Source organism: Streptomyces sp. NPDC058274, assembly GCF_042881375.1.
Classification (GTDB): Bacteria; Actinomycetota; Actinomycetes; order Streptomycetales; family Streptomycetaceae; genus Streptomyces.
The window spans coordinates 156,209-172,638 of record NZ_JBHVXW010000005.1 but is presented as its reverse complement, the minus strand read 5'-3'; the positions used below and the strand labels follow the sequence as shown (position 1 = coordinate 172,638).

The following is a 16,430-nucleotide window of genomic DNA, read 5'->3' as shown; positions in this document are numbered from 1 at the left end:
CGTCGGTCCGCACGACGCTCTGCTGCGGTACGGCGTGCCGGCCGGCGCCCGAACCGCTGTCGGGGTCACACGTCGGTCCGCACGACGCTCTGCTGCGGTACGGCGTGCCGGCCGGCGTCCGTCCCGGTGATGGACTGGAGGGCGCGGGCCAGCGCCCGCTGGAGCGCGAACTGGCCCGCGCCGACGAGCCCCGCGTCCGCGCCCAGGCTGGCCCGCTCGATCACCAGGTGCCTGGTCACGAGCGGATGGCAGCCCTCGTAGAGCTGGCTGCGCACGGCGGCGACGAAGGGTTCGAGTGTGGAGAGCACGCCGCCGAGGTACACGGCGTCGGGGTTGAAGAAGTTGACGTTCGCGGCCAGCACCATGCCCAGGTAGCGGCCGGCCTGGCGGACGGCGCGGGTGGCCTCCGGGTCCGCGTCGGAGGCGAGGCGTACGACATCCTCGACCGACGCGACGTCCACGCCCCGCTCACGCAGGATCCGTACCAGCGCGGCACCCGAGGCGACGGTCTCCAGACAGCCGGTGTTGCCGCAGGAGCACGGGGTGTCGCCCGCTTCGACCCGCACGTGGGTGATCTCGCCCGCGGCCCCGGTACCGCCCCGGTACAGCCTTCCGTCGGCGATGACACCGGCGCCGATGCCGGAGCCCGTCTTCACCATGATCGACTGGCGTCGCTCGGCAGGCTGGACGCTGTGTTCGCCGACCGCCATGCAGTTGGCGTCGTTCTCGATCGCCGCGGGGACGCCGAACCGCTCCTCCAGCCAGGTCCTGACGGGGAAGCGGTTCCAGCCGGGCATCCGTGCCGGGAGCGTCACCAGGCCCGACTCGACGTCCACCGGTCCAGGCAGACAGAGTCCGACGCCCCGGAGCTGGTCCCGGCCGTGTCGCTCGGCGAGCGCTTCCAGGGTCCGGGCGAGTCCGGGCAGGGCGGCCTCGGGCCCGTCCGCCGTCGCGAACGGCACGGTCGACACGTCGGTGAGCCCGCCGCCCGGCAGGACGACCCCCACATGCGCGTGCCGGCCGCCGACTTCGGCCGCGACGGCGAACCCGTCACTGCCACCAAGGCGCAGGACCTTGCGCGGCCGCCCGCCGGTGGAGGAGCGCGTGCCCTGTTCCGCGACCAGTCCATGAGCCATGAGTTGACTCACCGTCAGCGAGATCGTCGACGGTGCGGCACCGAGCAGGGCGGCGAGTTCGGTACGCGTGGTCGCCTGCCCGGAGGCGAGGAGTTCGAGGACGCGCTCGGCCAGGGAGGAGACGCCCGTGGCACCTCGCCGGTGCGGCACACTTTTTTCAGGCATGGACGAAGTAACTTCCGCTGTGGGGTCGAGGCGTTGAGCGTACGTCCATAAACCGGGCTCGGGTAGTCGTGGCACCGCGCGCCATCCGTGATGCACGGTGCGGATAAATACCCGCGAAAGGTAGTAGCTCGGGCATCCAGTAGACCCGACTCCACTTTTTGCAGAACGGCAGTAACAGACTTTTTACAGGGAGCCGTCTGTTTCTTCGAACAGTCGGGTCGTTGACTGACTCCGCCACGCGCCGAAGTTTCGACGCTCGTCCCCCGCCCCCGTTCCGCATTCCTCGACCCTCGACTCCCGACCTGAGGAGAGCCATGTCCTCCCCTGCTCGCACGGCGGACCGCCGCCGTCCGCGCCGTCTGGCGCTCGTCGCCGGTTCCGCTGCCTCGGCGAGCGCGCTGCTGCTCGCGGGCTGCTCCGGGACGAGCGACACGTCGTCCGGCTCACGCGACTCCATCGACTACGCGCTGCCCGCGAACTTCACCCCAAACTGGATTCTTCCGATCGGTACCGCGGCGCATCTCAACACCAACAACATCTCCATCGCGGACAGCCTGTGGGAGCGGCTCGTCGCGTACGACGGTTCGACGGGCAAGATCGCCTGGAACAAGCAGGCGTCCATAGCCACCGCAGCCGACTTCGCGTCCGACGGCAAGAGCGTCAAGATCACACTGGGCGACCGCAGTTGGAGCGACGGAAAGCCCATCACCGCGCGCGATGTCGAGTTCTGGTTCAACCTCATCAAGGCGAACAAGGCGCAGTGGGCGGGCTACAACCCCGGCAAGGCCCCGGACAACTGGACCTCGTTCAAGACGGTCGACGACCGCCACTTCACCCTCACGTTCGACAAGGCCTACAACCCGCAGTGGATGCTCGCCAACGAGTTGAGCGACATCCATCCGCTGCCGCAGCACGCGTGGGACAAGACCGGCGCGTCGGCCGCCGTGTCGGACGCCGACCGGACCACCGCGGGCGCCAAGAAGGTGTGGACGTACCTCAACACCGCCGCGAAGAACATCTCCGGGTACGCGAAGGACCCGCTGTGGAAGACCATCAGCGGCCCCTATTCGGTCAAGTCGTTCTCGACGTCCGGACGCGTGGTGCTCGCCGCCAACAAGAAGTACGACGGCGGGGAGAAGGCGAACATCGCGACCGTGAACCTCCTGCCGTTCACGACGGCGGACGCCGAGAAGAACGCGCTGCGTTCCGGGAGCGTCGACTACGGCTACATCGAGGCGACCGACCTGGACCAGAAGGACCGGTTCACCGCGCAGGGGTACACCGTGAAGCCGTGGAGCGGCTGGGCGATCACGTACATGCCGTACAACTTCAACAACCCGGCCATGGGAGCGGTGTTCAAGCAGCTCTACGCCCGCGAGGCCGTGCAGCGGTCGATCGACCAGAGCAGCCTGGCGAAGGTCATCTTCAACGGCACCGCCGTGCCCGGCTACGGCCCGGTCCCGCAGGCACAGTCGTCCGACTTCGTCTCCCCGGCCCAGAAGAACAACCCGTACCCCTTCTCCACGTCCGCCGCCAAGGCGCTGTTGACCGGCCACGGCTGGCAGGAACAGAGCGGGGTCATGGTCTGCGCCGACGCGGGCAGTGGCTCCTCGCAGTGCGGTGAGGGGGTCGCGAAGGGCACCAAGTTCCAGATGCAGGTCCTGTCGCAGTCCGGTTCGACCGTGACCGACAACATGATGAGCGCGATCCAGTCCTCGCTGGAGAAGACCGGCATCAAGTTCTCGATCAAGACCGCGCCCGTCAACTCGGTGCTGTCGCAGACCCCGCAGTGCACCGCGAGCCAGTCGATCTGCACGTGGCAGCTCTCGTTCTTCGGCACGGCCGGCAGCTGGTACTTCGGCGCCTTCCCGACCGGCGACTCGTTGTTCCAGACCAAGGGCGGCTCGAACTTCGGCAACTACTCCAACCCGGAAGTCGACCGGCTGATCACCGCGTCCACGACGTCGACCTCGTCGCAGGCCGTACGGGACTACAGCGCGGCGCTGGCGAAGGACCTGCCCGTCATCTGGCTGCCGGAGCCCGACTACCAGATCTCGGTCATGAAGAACGGTCTCGGCGGCTTCTCGCAGGATTCGCTCGCCAACTTCCACCCGGCACAGTGGAAGTGGACCGACTGAGCCACATGGACACGTTCCTCTATCTGATCCGGCGGGTCCTCCAGGCCGTCGTCGTCATCCTCATCGTGACGGTCGTGGTCTTCTGCCTCCTGCACGCGCTGCCCGGAGGTCCCGCACGCGGAATCCTCGGTCCACAGGCGACCGCGCAGCAGATCGCCCAGTTCAACCACGAACAGGGCCTGGACCGTTCGCTCCCAATCCAGTACGTCTACTACCTTCGCACGCTGCTCCACGGCGACCTGGGCACCTCGTACACGCTCAACGAGGCGGTGTCCCGGCTCATCGAACAGCGGCTGCCGAAGACCCTCGTCCTCACCGTACTGTCCGCGCTGGTCGGGCTCGCGCTCGCGGTTCCGCTCGGCATGTGGCAGGCGGTCCGGCGCAACAAACCGGTCGACTACGTCATCACGACGCTCAGCTTCGTGGCGTACGCGACGCCGGTGTACTTCCTCGGTCTGGTGCTGGTGCTCGTGTTCACGCAGCTGCTGCCCTGGTTCCCGTCGCAGGCTCCCCAGGGCGAGACGCTGGGGCAGGTGTTCGCGCAGCCCGACGCGCTGGTGCTGCCGGTCGTCGCGGGAGCCGCGTCGATGATCGCCGTGTTCAGCCGCTACATGCGGGCGGCGACACTCGAGAACCTCTCCGAGGACTACGTGCGGACCGCGCGGGCCGGCGGCTCGCGGCAGGGCGCGATCCTGCGCCGGCATGTGTTCCGCAACTCCCTGACGCCCGTCGTCGCGATGCTCGGCTACTACGTGCCCGTGCTCTTCGGCGGCGCGCTGGTGGTCGAGCAGCTCTTCAACTACCCGGGAATGGGCCTGCTGTTCTGGAGTGCCGCGCAGTCCTCCGACTATCCGGTGCTGCTCGGCTGCGTGCTCGTCATCTCCGTCGCGACCGTCGTCGGCACGCTGCTCGCCGACATCGTCCAGCGGCTCATCGACCCCCGAGTGAAGGCAGGCCGTGCATGAGCGCCGTACTGCAGCCGGGCCAGGCGCCCGGCGTACGACCACTCACCGAAGCGGTCACGGGATACCGCCTGTCCCTGCGCCGGTTCGCACGGAACAGGCTCGCCGTCGTCGGCCTCGCCGTGGTCGCCCTCTTCCTGCTCTTCTGCTTCGTGGGCCCGCTCCTGTACTCGACCGACCAGACCCACACAACGCTGTCGCAGGTGAACCTCGCGCCGAGCGGCGCGCATCTGCTGGGCACGGACGCGGTCGGGCACGACGAACTCGGGCGACTGATGTACGGCGGCAGGGTGTCGCTCCTCGTGGGCCTCGCGGCCGGCCTCCTCGCGACCGTCATCGGCACGCTGTGGGGCGCGGTCGCCGGCTACGCGGGCGGCTGGATCGACGCGGCCATGATGCGGGTCGTCGACGCCGGGATCGCGATCCCCGCGCTCTTCATTCTGCTCGTGGTGTCCGCCATCACGACCCCGGACGCCCTCGGCCTCATCGTCATCCTGGGTCTGGTGTCCTGGCTCGTGCCGTCCCGGCTCATCCGGGCGGAGACGCTCACGCTGAAGAACCGCGACTACGTGCTGACGCTGCGCGCCATCGGCGGTACGCACGGGCGGGCCATCGCACGGCACATCCTGCCCAACTCGGTCTCGACGATCGTGGTCGCCGCGACGTTCCAGATCGCCGACGCGATCCTGCTCGTCGCCTATGTGTCGTATCTCGGCCTGGGCGTCCAGCCGCCGTCGACCGACTGGGGCGGCATGCTGTCGGCCGGGCTCACCGCCGCCTACTCCGGGCGCTGGTGGCTGATCGTGCCTCCCGGCCTCGCGATCATCCTCGTCGTGTGCGCGTTCAACGCGATCGGCGACGGACTGCGCGACGCCTTCGACGTGAAGGGGCGCGGATGAACGCCGGCCTGCTGGAGATCGAGAACCTGGGCGTCACGTTCACGACGGAGTCGGGCGACGTCCCCGCGGTGCGCGGTGTGTCCCTGCGCGTCGAGGCCGGTGAGACGCTCGCGCTGGTCGGCGAGTCCGGCTCCGGGAAGTCGACGGTCGCGCTGGCCGCGATGGGGCTGCTGCCGGGGAACGCCCGCTCCACCGGCCGCGCCTCCATCGGCGGCACGGACATCGTCGGCGCCACCGAGGCCCAACTCGCCGGTCTCCGCGGCCGTACGGCGTCGATGGTGTTCCAGGAACCCGCGACCGCGCTCGACCCGCTCACCCGGATCGGGGCGCAGATAGCGGAAGTCGTACGCAATCACCGCGACGTCTCCGCCAAGGACGCCGCCCGCCAGGCGGTGGCGCTGCTGCGGCGGGTCGGCATCCCCGACCCCGAGAAGCGGGCGTCCGCCTTCCCCTTCCAGCTGTCCGGCGGGCAGCGGCAGCGCGTGGTCATCGCCATGGCCATCGCGAACGCGCCGAGCCTGCTCATCGCGGACGAACCGACCACGGCCCTGGACGTCACCGTCCAGGCCGAGATCCTCGATCTGCTGCGCGCCCTCGCCGCGGACTCCGGCACGGGCGTCCTTCTCGTCACGCACAACATGGGAGTCGTGGCGGACTTCGCCGACCGGGTGGCCGTCATGCTGCGGGGCGAGGTGGTCGAAACGGGTCCCGTGGAGGAGGTCCTGCTTCGGCCCACCCACGACTACACCAGGCGTCTGCTGGCCGCGGTACCGCGGCTGGTCGTGGAGGGGGCGGGCGAAGCGCACGTCGGCGACGCGGGTCGCGGCGCCGCGCGAGGGGTGGACCACGTCCCGGCGGCGGTGAAGTCCGGCGCCGGCCAGGACGCGCGGCCCTCGTCGGGGCAGACGGCCACCCGGCGCGCTCCAGAGCACGCCCCGGCCCGGCCGGCGAGTGAGCCCGTGGTCCAACTACGGGACGTCTCCGTGCAGTTCGGCCGAGGCCTCCGAGCCGTTCGGGCGCTCCACGAGGTCTCGCTCACCGTCCACCCCGGGGAGACCGTCGGTCTCGTCGGCGAGTCCGGCTCCGGCAAGTCGACCGCGGCACGGACCGCGCTCGGCCTGATCCGGCCGTCCTCGGGGACGGTGTCGCTCTTCGGCTCGGACCTCGGCAAGGCCCGTGGCAGACGCCGTCGTGCCCTGCTGGCCGGCGTCGGCGTGATCCTGCAGGATCCGGTGGCTTCGCTCGACGCGCGGATGAGTGTGGCGGAGTGCGTCGCCGAGCCGTTGCGGGTGCACCGCGGGGGCATGACCTCGGCTGCGCGCCGGAGTCGCGTGGCGGACGTGCTCGAACTCGTCCGCCTGCCGAGGGACTTGGCGAGCCGCGGGCCGCGTGAACTGTCCGGCGGCCAGCGGCAGCGCGTCAGTCTCGCGCGGGCGCTGGTCCTGGAACCGCGCCTGCTGGTCGCCGACGAGCCGACGAGCGCGCTCGACGTCAGCGTGCAGCAGACGGTCCTGGAAGTGATCGCCGAGCTGCAGGACGAACTCGGTTTCGCCTGCCTGTTCGTGTCCCACGACCTCGCGGTCGTGCAGCAGTTCGCCCAGCACGTCGTCGTGATGCGTGACGGCCGTATCGAGGAGGAGGGCAGTACCGCGACCACGCTTCTGCGCCCGGCGACGGACTACACGCGGCGGCTCATCGCCGCCGTGCCGGTGCCGGACCCCGTCCTCCAGCGCCGGCGGCGCACGGAACGCCGGGCCGCGCTCGCCGCCGGCGGAACGGAGGCAGCTCTGTGAGCGCGCGGGACGGGAGCCCCGGCTCGGCATCGTCCCCCGCAACAGAGCTGTATGCCGGAATCGACATCGGCGGCACCAAGACCCAAGTCGTCCTGTGCGCACCCGACTTGACCGTGGTCGACAGCCGCGAGGTGCCCACCCCGGCGGCGGAGGGCGGCTGGGCGATGGTCCGGGCGGCACTGGACGCACTGGTTCGCCTCCTGGACGGCGGGCCCGCCGTCCTGCTCGGGGTCGGGATCGGCGCGGCGGGTGTCGTCGACTCCCGTGCCGGGCGGATCCTGGTGGCCAGCGACTCCTTCCGCTCCTGGGCCGGCTTCGCGGTGACGGCGGCGGTCGAGGACGCCCTCGGAGTGCCGGCCTTCCTGGACAACGACGTCAACGCGTTCCTGCGGGGCGAGGCGACGACGGGTGCCGTCGCGGGCGAGCCGCACGTCCTCGGGATGACGCTGGGCACCGGCGTCGGCGGCGCCCTGTGGCTCGACGGCGCGCTGTTCGACGGACCGCACGGAGCGGCGGGCGAGATCGGCCACATCCCGGGGTTCGGCGACCTGCCCTGCACCTGCGGTGGCCGCGGCCACCTGGAGACGCTGGCCTCCGGCCGCGCCGTCACGGCACGGTACGGCGAACGGACCGGACGGCGGCTCTCCGCCCGTGCCGTCGCCGAAGCGGCGGCGCACGGCGACCCGGACGCGGCCGCGGTGTACGAGGCCGCGGGGTCGGGGGTCGCGCGCGCGATCCTGATCACGGCCGGTCTGACGGACATCACGACCTTCGTGATCGGCGGAGGTGTCAGCGAGGCCTGGGAGCTCCTCGAACCGCCGGTCCTGGCCGCGCTCACCGCCGAACCGCCCGTCAGCGGACGGACGGTCCGGGTCGTCCGGGCCGGGCTCGGCAGCTCCGCCGTCGCGGTCGGCGCAGCGTCCCGCGTACGGGCCGAACTGGGCACGCCGGTACCGGGGTAGCGCTGGCCCGCGCGGTTGCCGCCGTGCAACCTCGATGCAACGTGCCGGCGGGTTGGCTGGGTCCCGACACCCCCAGGACGGGAGCCACCGCAGTGGACACGAACCCGCGCGTCGAACTGACCCCCGCCGCCGCCGAGCTGCTGCGGCGGCTGCGGGCGCTGCACGGCCCGTTGATGTTCCACCAGTCCGGCGGCTGCTGCGACGGCAGCGCGCCCATGTGCTACCCGGAGGGCGAGTTCCGTACCGGCGGATCCGATGTGCTGCTCGCCGAAATGGAGGTCGAGGGCGTCGAGGAGAAGGTGACGTTCTGGATGTCGAAGAGCCAGTACGAGGTGTGGAGTCACACCCGGCTGATCGTCGACGTCGTGCCGGGCCGGGGCAGCGGCTTCTCGCTGGAGGCACCCGAAGGAGTGCGTTTTCTGATCCGTTCCCGAGTCGTCGGCGTCTAGGACCTGTCCAGGTCATCGCCGTCTGGTGCACTCCCCTTGAGTCCTGGGACAGTTGACGAGACATCAGGGGGGACTGTGACGCGACGCAACGCGCGGTTCAGAAGAACGGTACTGACGGTCCTCGCGGCATGGAGTGCGCTGGCCGGTGCGGCCCTGGTGGGGGCGGCACCGGCCAGCGGCGCGCAGAGCGGCACCGAGATCGCACCGGGCGTCACGTACCGGGAGCTCGACATCCCCGCGGCCAAGGGGGTGACGCACGCCCATGTGGTCAGCGTCGACCTGCGCGATCCGCGGGTACGGGTGGATCTGCTCCACCCGGGCGTGGTGGCGTCCCGGGCGCCCGTCTCGCAGCTCGCCGACACACGGGGAGCCGTGGCCGGCGTCAACGGCGACTTCTTCAACATCACGGAGACCCAGCATCCCGGGGTCGAGGCGACGGGCGCGACCGTCGGCCCCGCGATCGCGAGCGGGCACACCCTCAAGGGCGCGGTCCCGGACGGCCAGCGCTTCGGGCCCGCCCTGCCGGCCGGTACGACCACGAAGGACGTGCTGGGCGTGGGCGTCGACGGCAGAGCCCGGCTCGACAGCCTCGCGCTCGACGGCTCGCTGCGCACGAAAGAGGGGCGTCTGCCGCTCGGCGGGCTCAATCAGTACGCGCTGCCCGAGGGTTCGATCGGCGCGTTCACCTCGGACTGGGGCAGCGTCTCCCGGGTGCGGGCCACCTGCGGCACGGACGCGGACCGGGCCGCGCCCTGCAGTACGGACACCCATGAGGTGACGGTCAGGGGCGGACGGGTGGTGGCCTCAGCGGACACCCCCGGTACCGGCCCCATCGCGGCGGGGACCACCGTCCTGGTCGGCCGTGAGGCGGGCGCCCAGCAGCTGCGGAAGCTGTCGGCCGGCGATCCGGTCGCGGTACGGCACCGGCTGGTGGCGGCAGACTCCCGGATCCCGTACCGCTTCGCCCTCGGCGGCTACCCGGTCCTGACCGGCGGTCAGCCGCTGCCGGGCCTGGACAACGCGACCTCGGCGGTACGAACGGCGGTGGGCATCGCGGACCACGGTCGCCGGTTGCTCCTGCTCGCGCTCGACGGCGCGCCCGCGTATCGCAGCGGACTGACCATTGCCGAAGTGGCCTCCACCATGCGGGGGTTGGGCTCCGAGGACGCCTTCAGTCTCGACGGCGGCGGCTCCACCACGCTGGTCGCCCGGGAGCCCGGTGCGGGCACCGTCAGCGTCCGCAATCACCCCAGCGGGGGCGCCGAGCGCCCGGTCCCCAACGGCATCGGGGTGTTCGTACGCTCGTGAACTCACCCGCAGGGCAAGGCCGCTGCCCTGCGTCAGGGGTTCAGGCTGCTCACGATGTCCGCCGTCGCCGTGAGTCCGTCCTGGATGGTGGGCGCCATGCTCGTGCCGGCGAGATAGAAGCCGAGCAGCATGCAGACCAGGGCGTGCGAGAACTTCAGTGCGCCGTTGCGCAGGAAGACCACCGCCAGGATCAGGAGCAGCACCACCACTGAGATGGAAATGGCCATCGTCAACCTCCTCCGCCACGTCGACACCGCGGCTTTCGGCCGCAAGTGTCGCGTAGCGGAGGGTCCGTCCGGGCGGCTGACGTGTCCTCCGAACGTGTGGTGTCCAGGCCCTGTCGTCACATTCCCGTCTGCCCCGCGATCCGGGCGCGGGCGACGACGGGAATGTGACGACGGGACCTAGGCCGCCCGCCGGTGGGCGTCCAGGAAGGCTTCGAGGCCGGCGAGGTCGTCGGTGTTGAGGTAGTCCACGCCGGCGGCGAGGAGTTCGCTCCAGAGGGCGTCGCGGGCCGGGCCGGCCAGGTCGGGTGTGGCCCAGAACCGGATCTTCTGCCGGCGCCTGTGTGCCGTCGTGATGATGCCGCGCAGCTTCTCCCGTTCCGCGGCGGGGAACGGACCGACGCCCAGCCAGGTGAAGTTGAGCGTCCAGTTGTCGCTGATCAGCGGGACGAAGGAGGCGGGGGCGGCGCTGCCGAGGTCGGTGAGACGCCCGTCGTAGAACGCTCGCCGTACGCGCTGTGCCTCCATGGGAGCCCGGGCGGCGCGGTCTCCCGAGATCACCGCGGTGACCGGTCCCGGGTCCACCTGGCCGTGCGCGAAGGTGGTGAACAGATGGCGGTAGCGGCGCAGATGCCGGTCGAGTTCGAGGTACGTCGACGCGCCTTCGGTCTTGATGTCGATGAGCAGTTGCAGGGGGGTGCGGTAACCCTGGTACACCGAGCCGTGGTTGGCCTTCACACGCGCGGCCAGCGGGGCGAGATAGAGGGATTCGAGGGTGCGGGCCGGGTCCAGGTCGACCGGGTCGTGGGCGACGAGGAGTTGGTCGCCCACGAGGTAGATGTCGGCCTCGACGCTGCCGAAGCGGTGGTCGAGGGCGTCGAGGAGAGGGCGGGGGTGGTCGTAGTCGTTGTGCGCGTGGGCGCGCCACAGCGGGCGCGGGCCGTGAGTGCGCTGCTCGCCGGCCCGCGCGTACGCGGTGGGGAGCGCGACGGAGCCCGCGAGGGCGGCGCCGAGGGTGGTGAGGGCTCTGCGGCGGGTGGTAAGGGCCATGCTCTGCCTCCCTGGAAGTGCCGTACGGGACGGATGGGTGCACCGCCCGGCCGAGCGAAATCGGGACGGGGAGAGTATGCGGCCCCTGGGGTCCGAAGGAGCAGTGTCGTGCGGGGAGTTGGCCGGACTGCCGCCATGCGTTCACCTCGTCGGGCGCGGTTCGGGGATACCGGCGCGCCCGCCTCCGCTCATGCCGTCCACGGAAGAGAAGGCGACGAACCGAGCACACCAAAAGGCCCGCCCCCCGGACGGGGACGGGCCTCAGGTGAGCAGCAGTCAGGGCGCCCGTAGGTCGACCAGTTCGGCCAGCTCCTCGCGGTGCCGCCCGGCGGTGCCGTACGCGATCGAGTCGGCCTTCGCGCGCTTGAGATACAGGTGGACCGGGTGTTCCCAGGTCATGCCGATGCCGCCGTGCAGTTGCAGGGCCTCCTCGGCCGCGTGGACGGCGACCGGCGCCGCGTACGCCTGCGCGACGGCGATCGCGACGGCGGTGTCCTCGCTGCCCGTCGCGAGCGCGTCCGCGGTGTTGCGGGCCGTGGCCCGCAGATGGACGACCTCCAGCCACAGCTGCGCGAGCCGGTGCTTGAGCGCCTGGAACCCGCCGACGGGCCGGTTGAACTGCTTGCGCTCCTTGAGGTAGCGCACCGTCTCCGTCAAGCACCATTCGGCGACGCCGAGTTGCTCGGAGGCGAGCAGCCCGGCACCCGCGCGCAGGGCACGCCGTACGGCCGTGGCGGCGTCGGGGGTCAGCCGACGGGCGCGGGAGCCGTCGAAGGTGACCGTGGCGACCGGCCGGGTGAGGTCGAGGGAGGTCCGCGGCGTCACGGTGGCGGCGTCCGCGTCCACGGCGTACAGACCGCCGTCCTCCGCCGGCACCAGCAGCACATCGGCGGCCACCGCGTCGGCGACGCCGGTCAACTCCCCGTACAGGGCGCCGTCTTCATGCCGTACGGCCGGAAAGGCGCCGCCGGGTGCGACGGACAGGGCGACGGCGAGCACCGCGATCGTCCGGCCGGAGGCCAGCGCGATCAGCAGCTCGGCGGCCTCGTCGCCCTCGCAGGCCAGCAGTGCCTCGGTCGCGACGACGGCGCTGGTCAGATAGGGCACGGGCGCGACCGCGCGGCCCAGCTCCTCCAGGACCACGGCGACTTCACGGTGGGTCGCGGCCTGGCCGCCGAGCGCCTCCGGGACGAGAAGACCGGCGAGACCCATGCCCTCGGCGAGCACCTTCCACAGGGCCCGGTCGTGCGGGGCGTCGGTCTCGGTGCGGGCGATGACGCCTGCCGCGTCGCAGTGGTCGGCGAGGAGGTCGCGGACGGCGGAGCGCAGCGCCTCTTCCTCCTCCGAGTACAGCAGGTCGGTCATCGGGCCAGGTCCTTCCAGGCGACGTCCTTGTCGGTGCGCGGCTCGGAGGGCAGTCCCAGCACGCGTTCGGCGACGATGTTCAGCAGGACCTCGCTGGTCCCGCCCTCGATGCTGTTGCCCTTGGAGCGGAGGTAGCGGTAGCCGGCGTCACGTCCGGTGAAGTCGACGAGCTCCGGCCGGCGCAGCGTCCAGTCGTCGTACAACAGGCCCTCCTCGCCGAGGAGTTCGACCTCCAGGCCGCTGATCTCCTGGTTGAGGCGGGCGAAGGCGAGTTTCATGCCGGAGCCCTCCGGGCCGGGCTGGCCCGCGACGAGCTGCTGGCGCAGCCGCTCGCCGGTGAGCCTGGCCACCTCCGCCTCGACCCACAGCTTCAGCAGGCGCTGGTGCAGGTCGTGGGTGCGCAGGTCGGGCCGCTCGCGCCAGGTCCTGGAGACCGGGCCGATCATGCCGCCCTCGCGGGCGATGCGCATGCCGCCGATGGACACGCGCTCGTTCATCAGCGTCGTCTGGGCGACCCGCCAGCCGTCGCCGACCTCGCCGAGGCGGTGCGCGTCCGGGATCCGTACGTCGGTGAGGAAGACCTCGTTGAACTCGGCCTCGCCGGTGACCTGGCGCAGCGGCCGCACCTCGATGCCGGGGTCGGTCATGTCGCAGACGAAGTACGTGATCCCGCGGTGCTTGGGCACGTCGGGGTCGGTGCGCGCGATGAGGATGGCCCAGCGGGCGAGGTGGGCGCTGGACGTCCACACCTTCTGCCCGTTGACAACCCAGTCACCCGCGTCGTCCCGGACGGCTCGCGTGCCGAGCGCGGCGAGGTCGGACCCGGCGCCCGGCTCGCTGAAGAGCTGGCACCAGACCTCCTCGCCGACCCACAGCGGCCGCAGGAAGCGCCGCTTCTGCTCCTCCGTGCCGAAGCCGAGGATCGTCGGCGCGGCCATGCCGAGACCGATGCCGATCCGGCGCGGGTCGTTGTCGGGCGCCCCCGCGGCCTCCAGCTCGGCGTCCACGACGGCCTGGAGGGTCCGCGGCGCGCCCAGCCCGCCGAGCCCTTCGGGGTAGTGCACCCAAGCGAGTCCGGCGTCGAAGCGGGCCCTGAGGAAGTCCGTCCGGTCGGTCGCGGCCGGGGGATGCGCGGCGATCAACTCCTGTGTGCGGGTGCGCAGTTCGGCGGCCTCCGTCATGCCGCGCCTCCTTCGGTGAGTCCGGGGACGACGGCGACGCGGCCGGTGGTGACACCGTCCGCGACGCGCTGCACGGCCGCCGCGGCGCCGCTCAGCGGGACCCGCTCGCTGACCAGCGGCTTGATCGCGCCCCGTGCGGCCAGCTCGGTGAGCTGCTCGTGGCAGTGCTGGACCAGCTTCGGGTTCTTGGTGTTGTACAGGCCCCAGTGCAGGCCGAGGATCGCGTAGTTCTTCACGAGGGCGTGGTTCAGCGCGGGGCTGGGGATGGAGCCGCTCGCGAAGCCGACGACGACGATCCGGCCCTCGAAGGCGACGACCTTGGTGGACTGCGTGTACGCCTCGCCGCCGACCGGGTCGTAGATCACGTCCGCGCCCCGGCCGCCGGTGGCCTCCTTGACGGCACCGATGACGTCCTCGGCACGGCGGTCCACGACGACGTCGCAGCCGAGCTCACGGGCCACCGCGGCCTTGTCGGCCCCGCCGACGACACCAATGACCGTGGCGCCGGCGGCCTTGCCGAGCTGCACGGCCGCGCTGCCGACCCCGCCCGCGGCGGCGTGCACGAGCAGCGTCTCGCCAGCCTCCAGGCGGGCCCTGCGGTGCAGGCCGAACCAGCCCGTCTGGTAGCCGATGTGCAGCGCGGCCGCCTCGGCGTCGTCCAGGGCGTCGGGTGCGGGCAGCAGGGCGGCGGTGTCCGCGACGGCGTACTCGGCGAAGCCGCCGTACGGCAGCGCCGGGTTGGCGAGCACGCGGCGCCCGTCCTCGGTCTCGCCGCAGATCTCCACGCCGGGCGTGAACGGCAGCGGCGGCCTGACCTGGTACTGGCCGCGGCACATCAGCGCGTCCGGGAAGTTGACGTTCGCCGCGCGCACCTTGAGCAGGATATGCCCCTCGGCGGGCTGCGGGCGCTCCACCTCCGCGAGCCGCATCACCTCGCCGGGCTCGCCGTTCTGGTGCACTTGCCATGCCTGCATGCGGGGCCTCCACGGGACTGTGTCTGATGTGTTCGCACCTCAGGGGCGCCTCAGCCGGTGTCGGGAGACCGACCGTGCTCAACCCATCGGGCCTGCGCGCGCTCGGTCTCCCGACACCGGCGCGCCCCTTCAGCTCACGCTTCGTCTGACCGGGCTCTTCGCATACTAAGCGGTCGCTTGCCGATCAGGGAACAGTCCGCCCCGTCACGCACCGGAGGACCGCGAGGGACGCGCCCGTACATGCACCCGCTCCCCCTGCGGCCCGAACAGGCTCAGGAACTCCGCCGGCCCCTCCCCCGTGGCGCCGAACCAGTGCGGCACCCGGGTGTCGAACTCCGCCGCCTCGCCCGGACCGAGCACCACGTCGTGCTCCCCGAGCACCAGCCGCAGCCGCCCGGAGAGCACGTACAGCCACTCGTACCCCTCGTGGGTCCGCGGCTCGGGTTCCGCCCTCCGCACCGGTTCGAGCACCTTGTAGGCCTGGAGCCCACCGGGCTGCCGGGTGAGCGGCCAGTGCGTGCGGCCGTGCCGCACGATCGGCTTGGACCGGACGCGCGGGTCCCCGACCTGCGGAGCGCCGACCAGTTCGTCCAGCGGCACCTGGTGGGCCCGGGCGATCGGCAGCAGCAGCTCAAGGCTCGGCTTGCGCAGACCGGACTCCAGACGCGACAGCGTGCTGACGGAGATGCCGGTCACCTCGGACAGCCCTGCGAGCGTCGCCCCCCGCTCCTTGCGGATCCGCCGCAGCCGCGGGCCGACCTCCGCGAGCACCTCGTCCGTCTGCGCTTCCTCACTCATCCCCCTATTGCAGAATCGGCAAAGGCATTTGTCAATACGGCAGCCGTCGCGCGACCTTGTCCGTGGAGGTGGTCACCATGACCGAGAGGTACGAAGCAGTGGTCGTCGGAGGCGGCGCGGCCGGACTGTCGGCGGCGCTGGTCCTCGGCCGGGCGCGACGCCACACGCTCGTCATCGACGCGGGCGAGCCGCGCAACGCGCCCGCCGGGCATCTGCAGGGCTATCTGACCCGGGACGGCATGCCGCCCGCCGAGTTCCTCGCCGAGGGACGGCGGGAGATCGAGCGGTACGGGGTCGAGCTGGTCCGGGACCGTGCGGTGGACGTGACACGGGACGAGGAGGGGGAGTTCGACGTGACGCTCGCCGGGGGCCGCACCGTGCACGCCCGCCGGCTGGTCGTCGCCACCGGCCTCGCGGACGAGCTGCCTTCGGTGCCGGGGGTCGCCGAGCGCTTCGGGCGGGACGTCCTGCACTGCCCGTACTGCCATGGCTGGGAGGTGCGGGACGAGGCCTTCGGGGTGCTGGCGACGAGTGTGCTGAGCGTCCACCAGGCGCTCATCGTCACCCAGTGGTCCAAGGACGTCACGTTCTTCCTGCACACCGTCGCCGAGGTGGAGATCCCGGACGAGGAGCTGCGCAGGCTGGCGGCGGCCGGTGTGCGCGTCGTTCCCGGCGAGGTCGCGGGACTCGTGGTCGACGGCGACCGGCTCACCGGCGTGCGTCTGGCGGACGGGGCCACGCACAACCGCTCCGTACTGTTCGTCGCGCCCCGCGCCGTCCCCCGCACCGGTCTGTTCGAGCGGCTGGGCGCCGAGCTGACCGAGACACCGTTCGGCACCTATCCCGTGGTCGACGCGACGGGCCTGACGACCGTGCCCGGCGTCTGGGCCGCGGGCAACGCGATCGGTTTCGCCGAGCAGGTCGTGAACGCCGCGAGCGGCGGCTACCGGGCCGCCGCCACGCTCAACGGCGAACTGCTCCTCGCGGACCTCGACGCGGCCGTGGGGGTGTAGAGCGGCCGGCTCC

The 16,430-nt window shown here is 71.6% G+C and carries 15 protein-coding genes; 8 read left to right on the top strand and 7 right to left on the bottom strand.

The genetic code is table 11. From position 1 onward, the window contains the following. Positions 1-65: 65 nt before the first annotated feature. Positions 66-1,301 carry an ROK family protein gene (locus ACFVYF_RS12910; protein WP_389455048.1) on the bottom strand — a complete coding sequence of 412 codons (1,236 nt, stop codon included), beginning with the start codon at positions 1,299-1,301 and terminating at the stop codon, positions 66-68. A gap of 314 nt (positions 1,302-1,615) precedes the next feature. Here ACFVYF_RS12910 and ACFVYF_RS12905 point away from each other — a divergent pair, with 314 nt between their 5' ends. From ACFVYF_RS12905 to ACFVYF_RS12875, 7 genes are all read left to right on the top strand, one after another. Continuing rightward, positions 1,616-3,439, top strand: a complete 1,824-nt coding sequence (locus ACFVYF_RS12905; protein WP_389455046.1) for a peptide ABC transporter substrate-binding protein — start codon at positions 1,616-1,618, stop codon at positions 3,437-3,439. Positions 3,440-3,444: 5 nt separating this feature from the next. After that, entirely contained in the window at positions 3,445-4,404 is a 960-nt protein-coding gene (locus tag ACFVYF_RS12900; RefSeq protein ID WP_389455044.1) for an ABC transporter permease, read from the top strand. Beyond that, positions 4,401-5,300: an ABC transporter permease gene (locus tag ACFVYF_RS12895; RefSeq protein WP_389455042.1), complete on the top strand. Its 900-nt coding sequence runs from the start codon at positions 4,401-4,403 to the stop codon at positions 5,298-5,300. The genes ACFVYF_RS12900 and ACFVYF_RS12895 overlap by 4 nt, the downstream gene beginning before the upstream one ends. Continuing rightward, positions 5,297-7,093 (top strand): dipeptide ABC transporter ATP-binding protein, encoded by a 1,797-nt coding sequence (locus ACFVYF_RS12890; RefSeq protein ID WP_389455040.1) that lies wholly within the window; start codon positions 5,297-5,299, stop codon positions 7,091-7,093. Before ACFVYF_RS12895 ends, ACFVYF_RS12890 begins: the two co-directional genes overlap by 4 nt. 47 nt (positions 7,094-7,140) lie before the next feature. Next, positions 7,141-8,055: an ROK family protein gene (locus ACFVYF_RS12885; protein WP_389455479.1), complete on the top strand. Its 915-nt coding sequence runs from the start codon at positions 7,141-7,143 to the stop codon at positions 8,053-8,055. A 92-nt stretch (positions 8,056-8,147) separates the two neighbouring features. After that, positions 8,148-8,504, top strand: a complete 357-nt coding sequence (locus ACFVYF_RS12880) for a DUF779 domain-containing protein (protein WP_389455038.1) — start codon at positions 8,148-8,150, stop codon at positions 8,502-8,504. A 75-nt stretch (positions 8,505-8,579) separates the two neighbouring features. Beyond that, positions 8,580-9,812 (top strand): phosphodiester glycosidase family protein, encoded by a 1,233-nt coding sequence (locus ACFVYF_RS12875; RefSeq protein ID WP_389455037.1) that lies wholly within the window; start codon positions 8,580-8,582, stop codon positions 9,810-9,812. A 32-nt stretch (positions 9,813-9,844) separates the two neighbouring features. Here the strand turns inward: ACFVYF_RS12875 and ACFVYF_RS12870 are convergent, their stop codons facing one another. The 6 genes from ACFVYF_RS12870 to ACFVYF_RS12845 form a co-directional block, all read right to left on the bottom strand. Beyond that, positions 9,845-10,039 (bottom strand): hypothetical protein, encoded by a 195-nt coding sequence (locus ACFVYF_RS12870; RefSeq protein ID WP_389455035.1) that lies wholly within the window; start codon positions 10,037-10,039, stop codon positions 9,845-9,847. Positions 10,040-10,216: 177 nt separating this feature from the next. Continuing rightward, positions 10,217-11,086: a phosphatidylinositol-specific phospholipase C/glycerophosphodiester phosphodiesterase family protein gene (locus ACFVYF_RS12865; RefSeq protein ID WP_389455033.1), complete on the bottom strand. Its 870-nt coding sequence runs from the start codon at positions 11,084-11,086 to the stop codon at positions 10,217-10,219. Between the two features lie 276 nt (positions 11,087-11,362). Continuing rightward, complete coding sequence (locus ACFVYF_RS12860) at positions 11,363-12,451, bottom strand: acyl-CoA dehydrogenase family protein (protein WP_389455031.1); 1,089 nt, start codon at positions 12,449-12,451, stop codon at positions 11,363-11,365. Then, on the bottom strand, positions 12,448-13,632 hold the full coding sequence (locus ACFVYF_RS12855) for an acyl-CoA dehydrogenase family protein (RefSeq protein ID WP_389455029.1): 1,185 nt from the start codon (positions 13,630-13,632) through the stop codon (positions 12,448-12,450). The genes ACFVYF_RS12860 and ACFVYF_RS12855 overlap by 4 nt, the downstream gene beginning before the upstream one ends. Continuing rightward, positions 13,629-14,606 (bottom strand): NADPH:quinone oxidoreductase family protein, encoded by a 978-nt coding sequence (locus tag ACFVYF_RS12850; protein WP_389455027.1) that lies wholly within the window; start codon positions 14,604-14,606, stop codon positions 13,629-13,631. The genes ACFVYF_RS12855 and ACFVYF_RS12850 overlap by 4 nt, the downstream gene beginning before the upstream one ends. A gap of 204 nt (positions 14,607-14,810) precedes the next feature. Further along, complete coding sequence (locus ACFVYF_RS12845) at positions 14,811-15,404, bottom strand: helix-turn-helix domain-containing protein (protein ID WP_389455025.1); 594 nt, start codon at positions 15,402-15,404, stop codon at positions 14,811-14,813. A gap of 77 nt (positions 15,405-15,481) precedes the next feature. On the opposite strand from ACFVYF_RS12845, the gene ACFVYF_RS12840 reads away from it, so the two are divergent. Then, complete coding sequence (locus ACFVYF_RS12840) at positions 15,482-16,417, top strand: NAD(P)/FAD-dependent oxidoreductase (protein WP_389455023.1); 936 nt, start codon at positions 15,482-15,484, stop codon at positions 16,415-16,417. Positions 16,418-16,430: the final 13 nt, after the last annotated feature.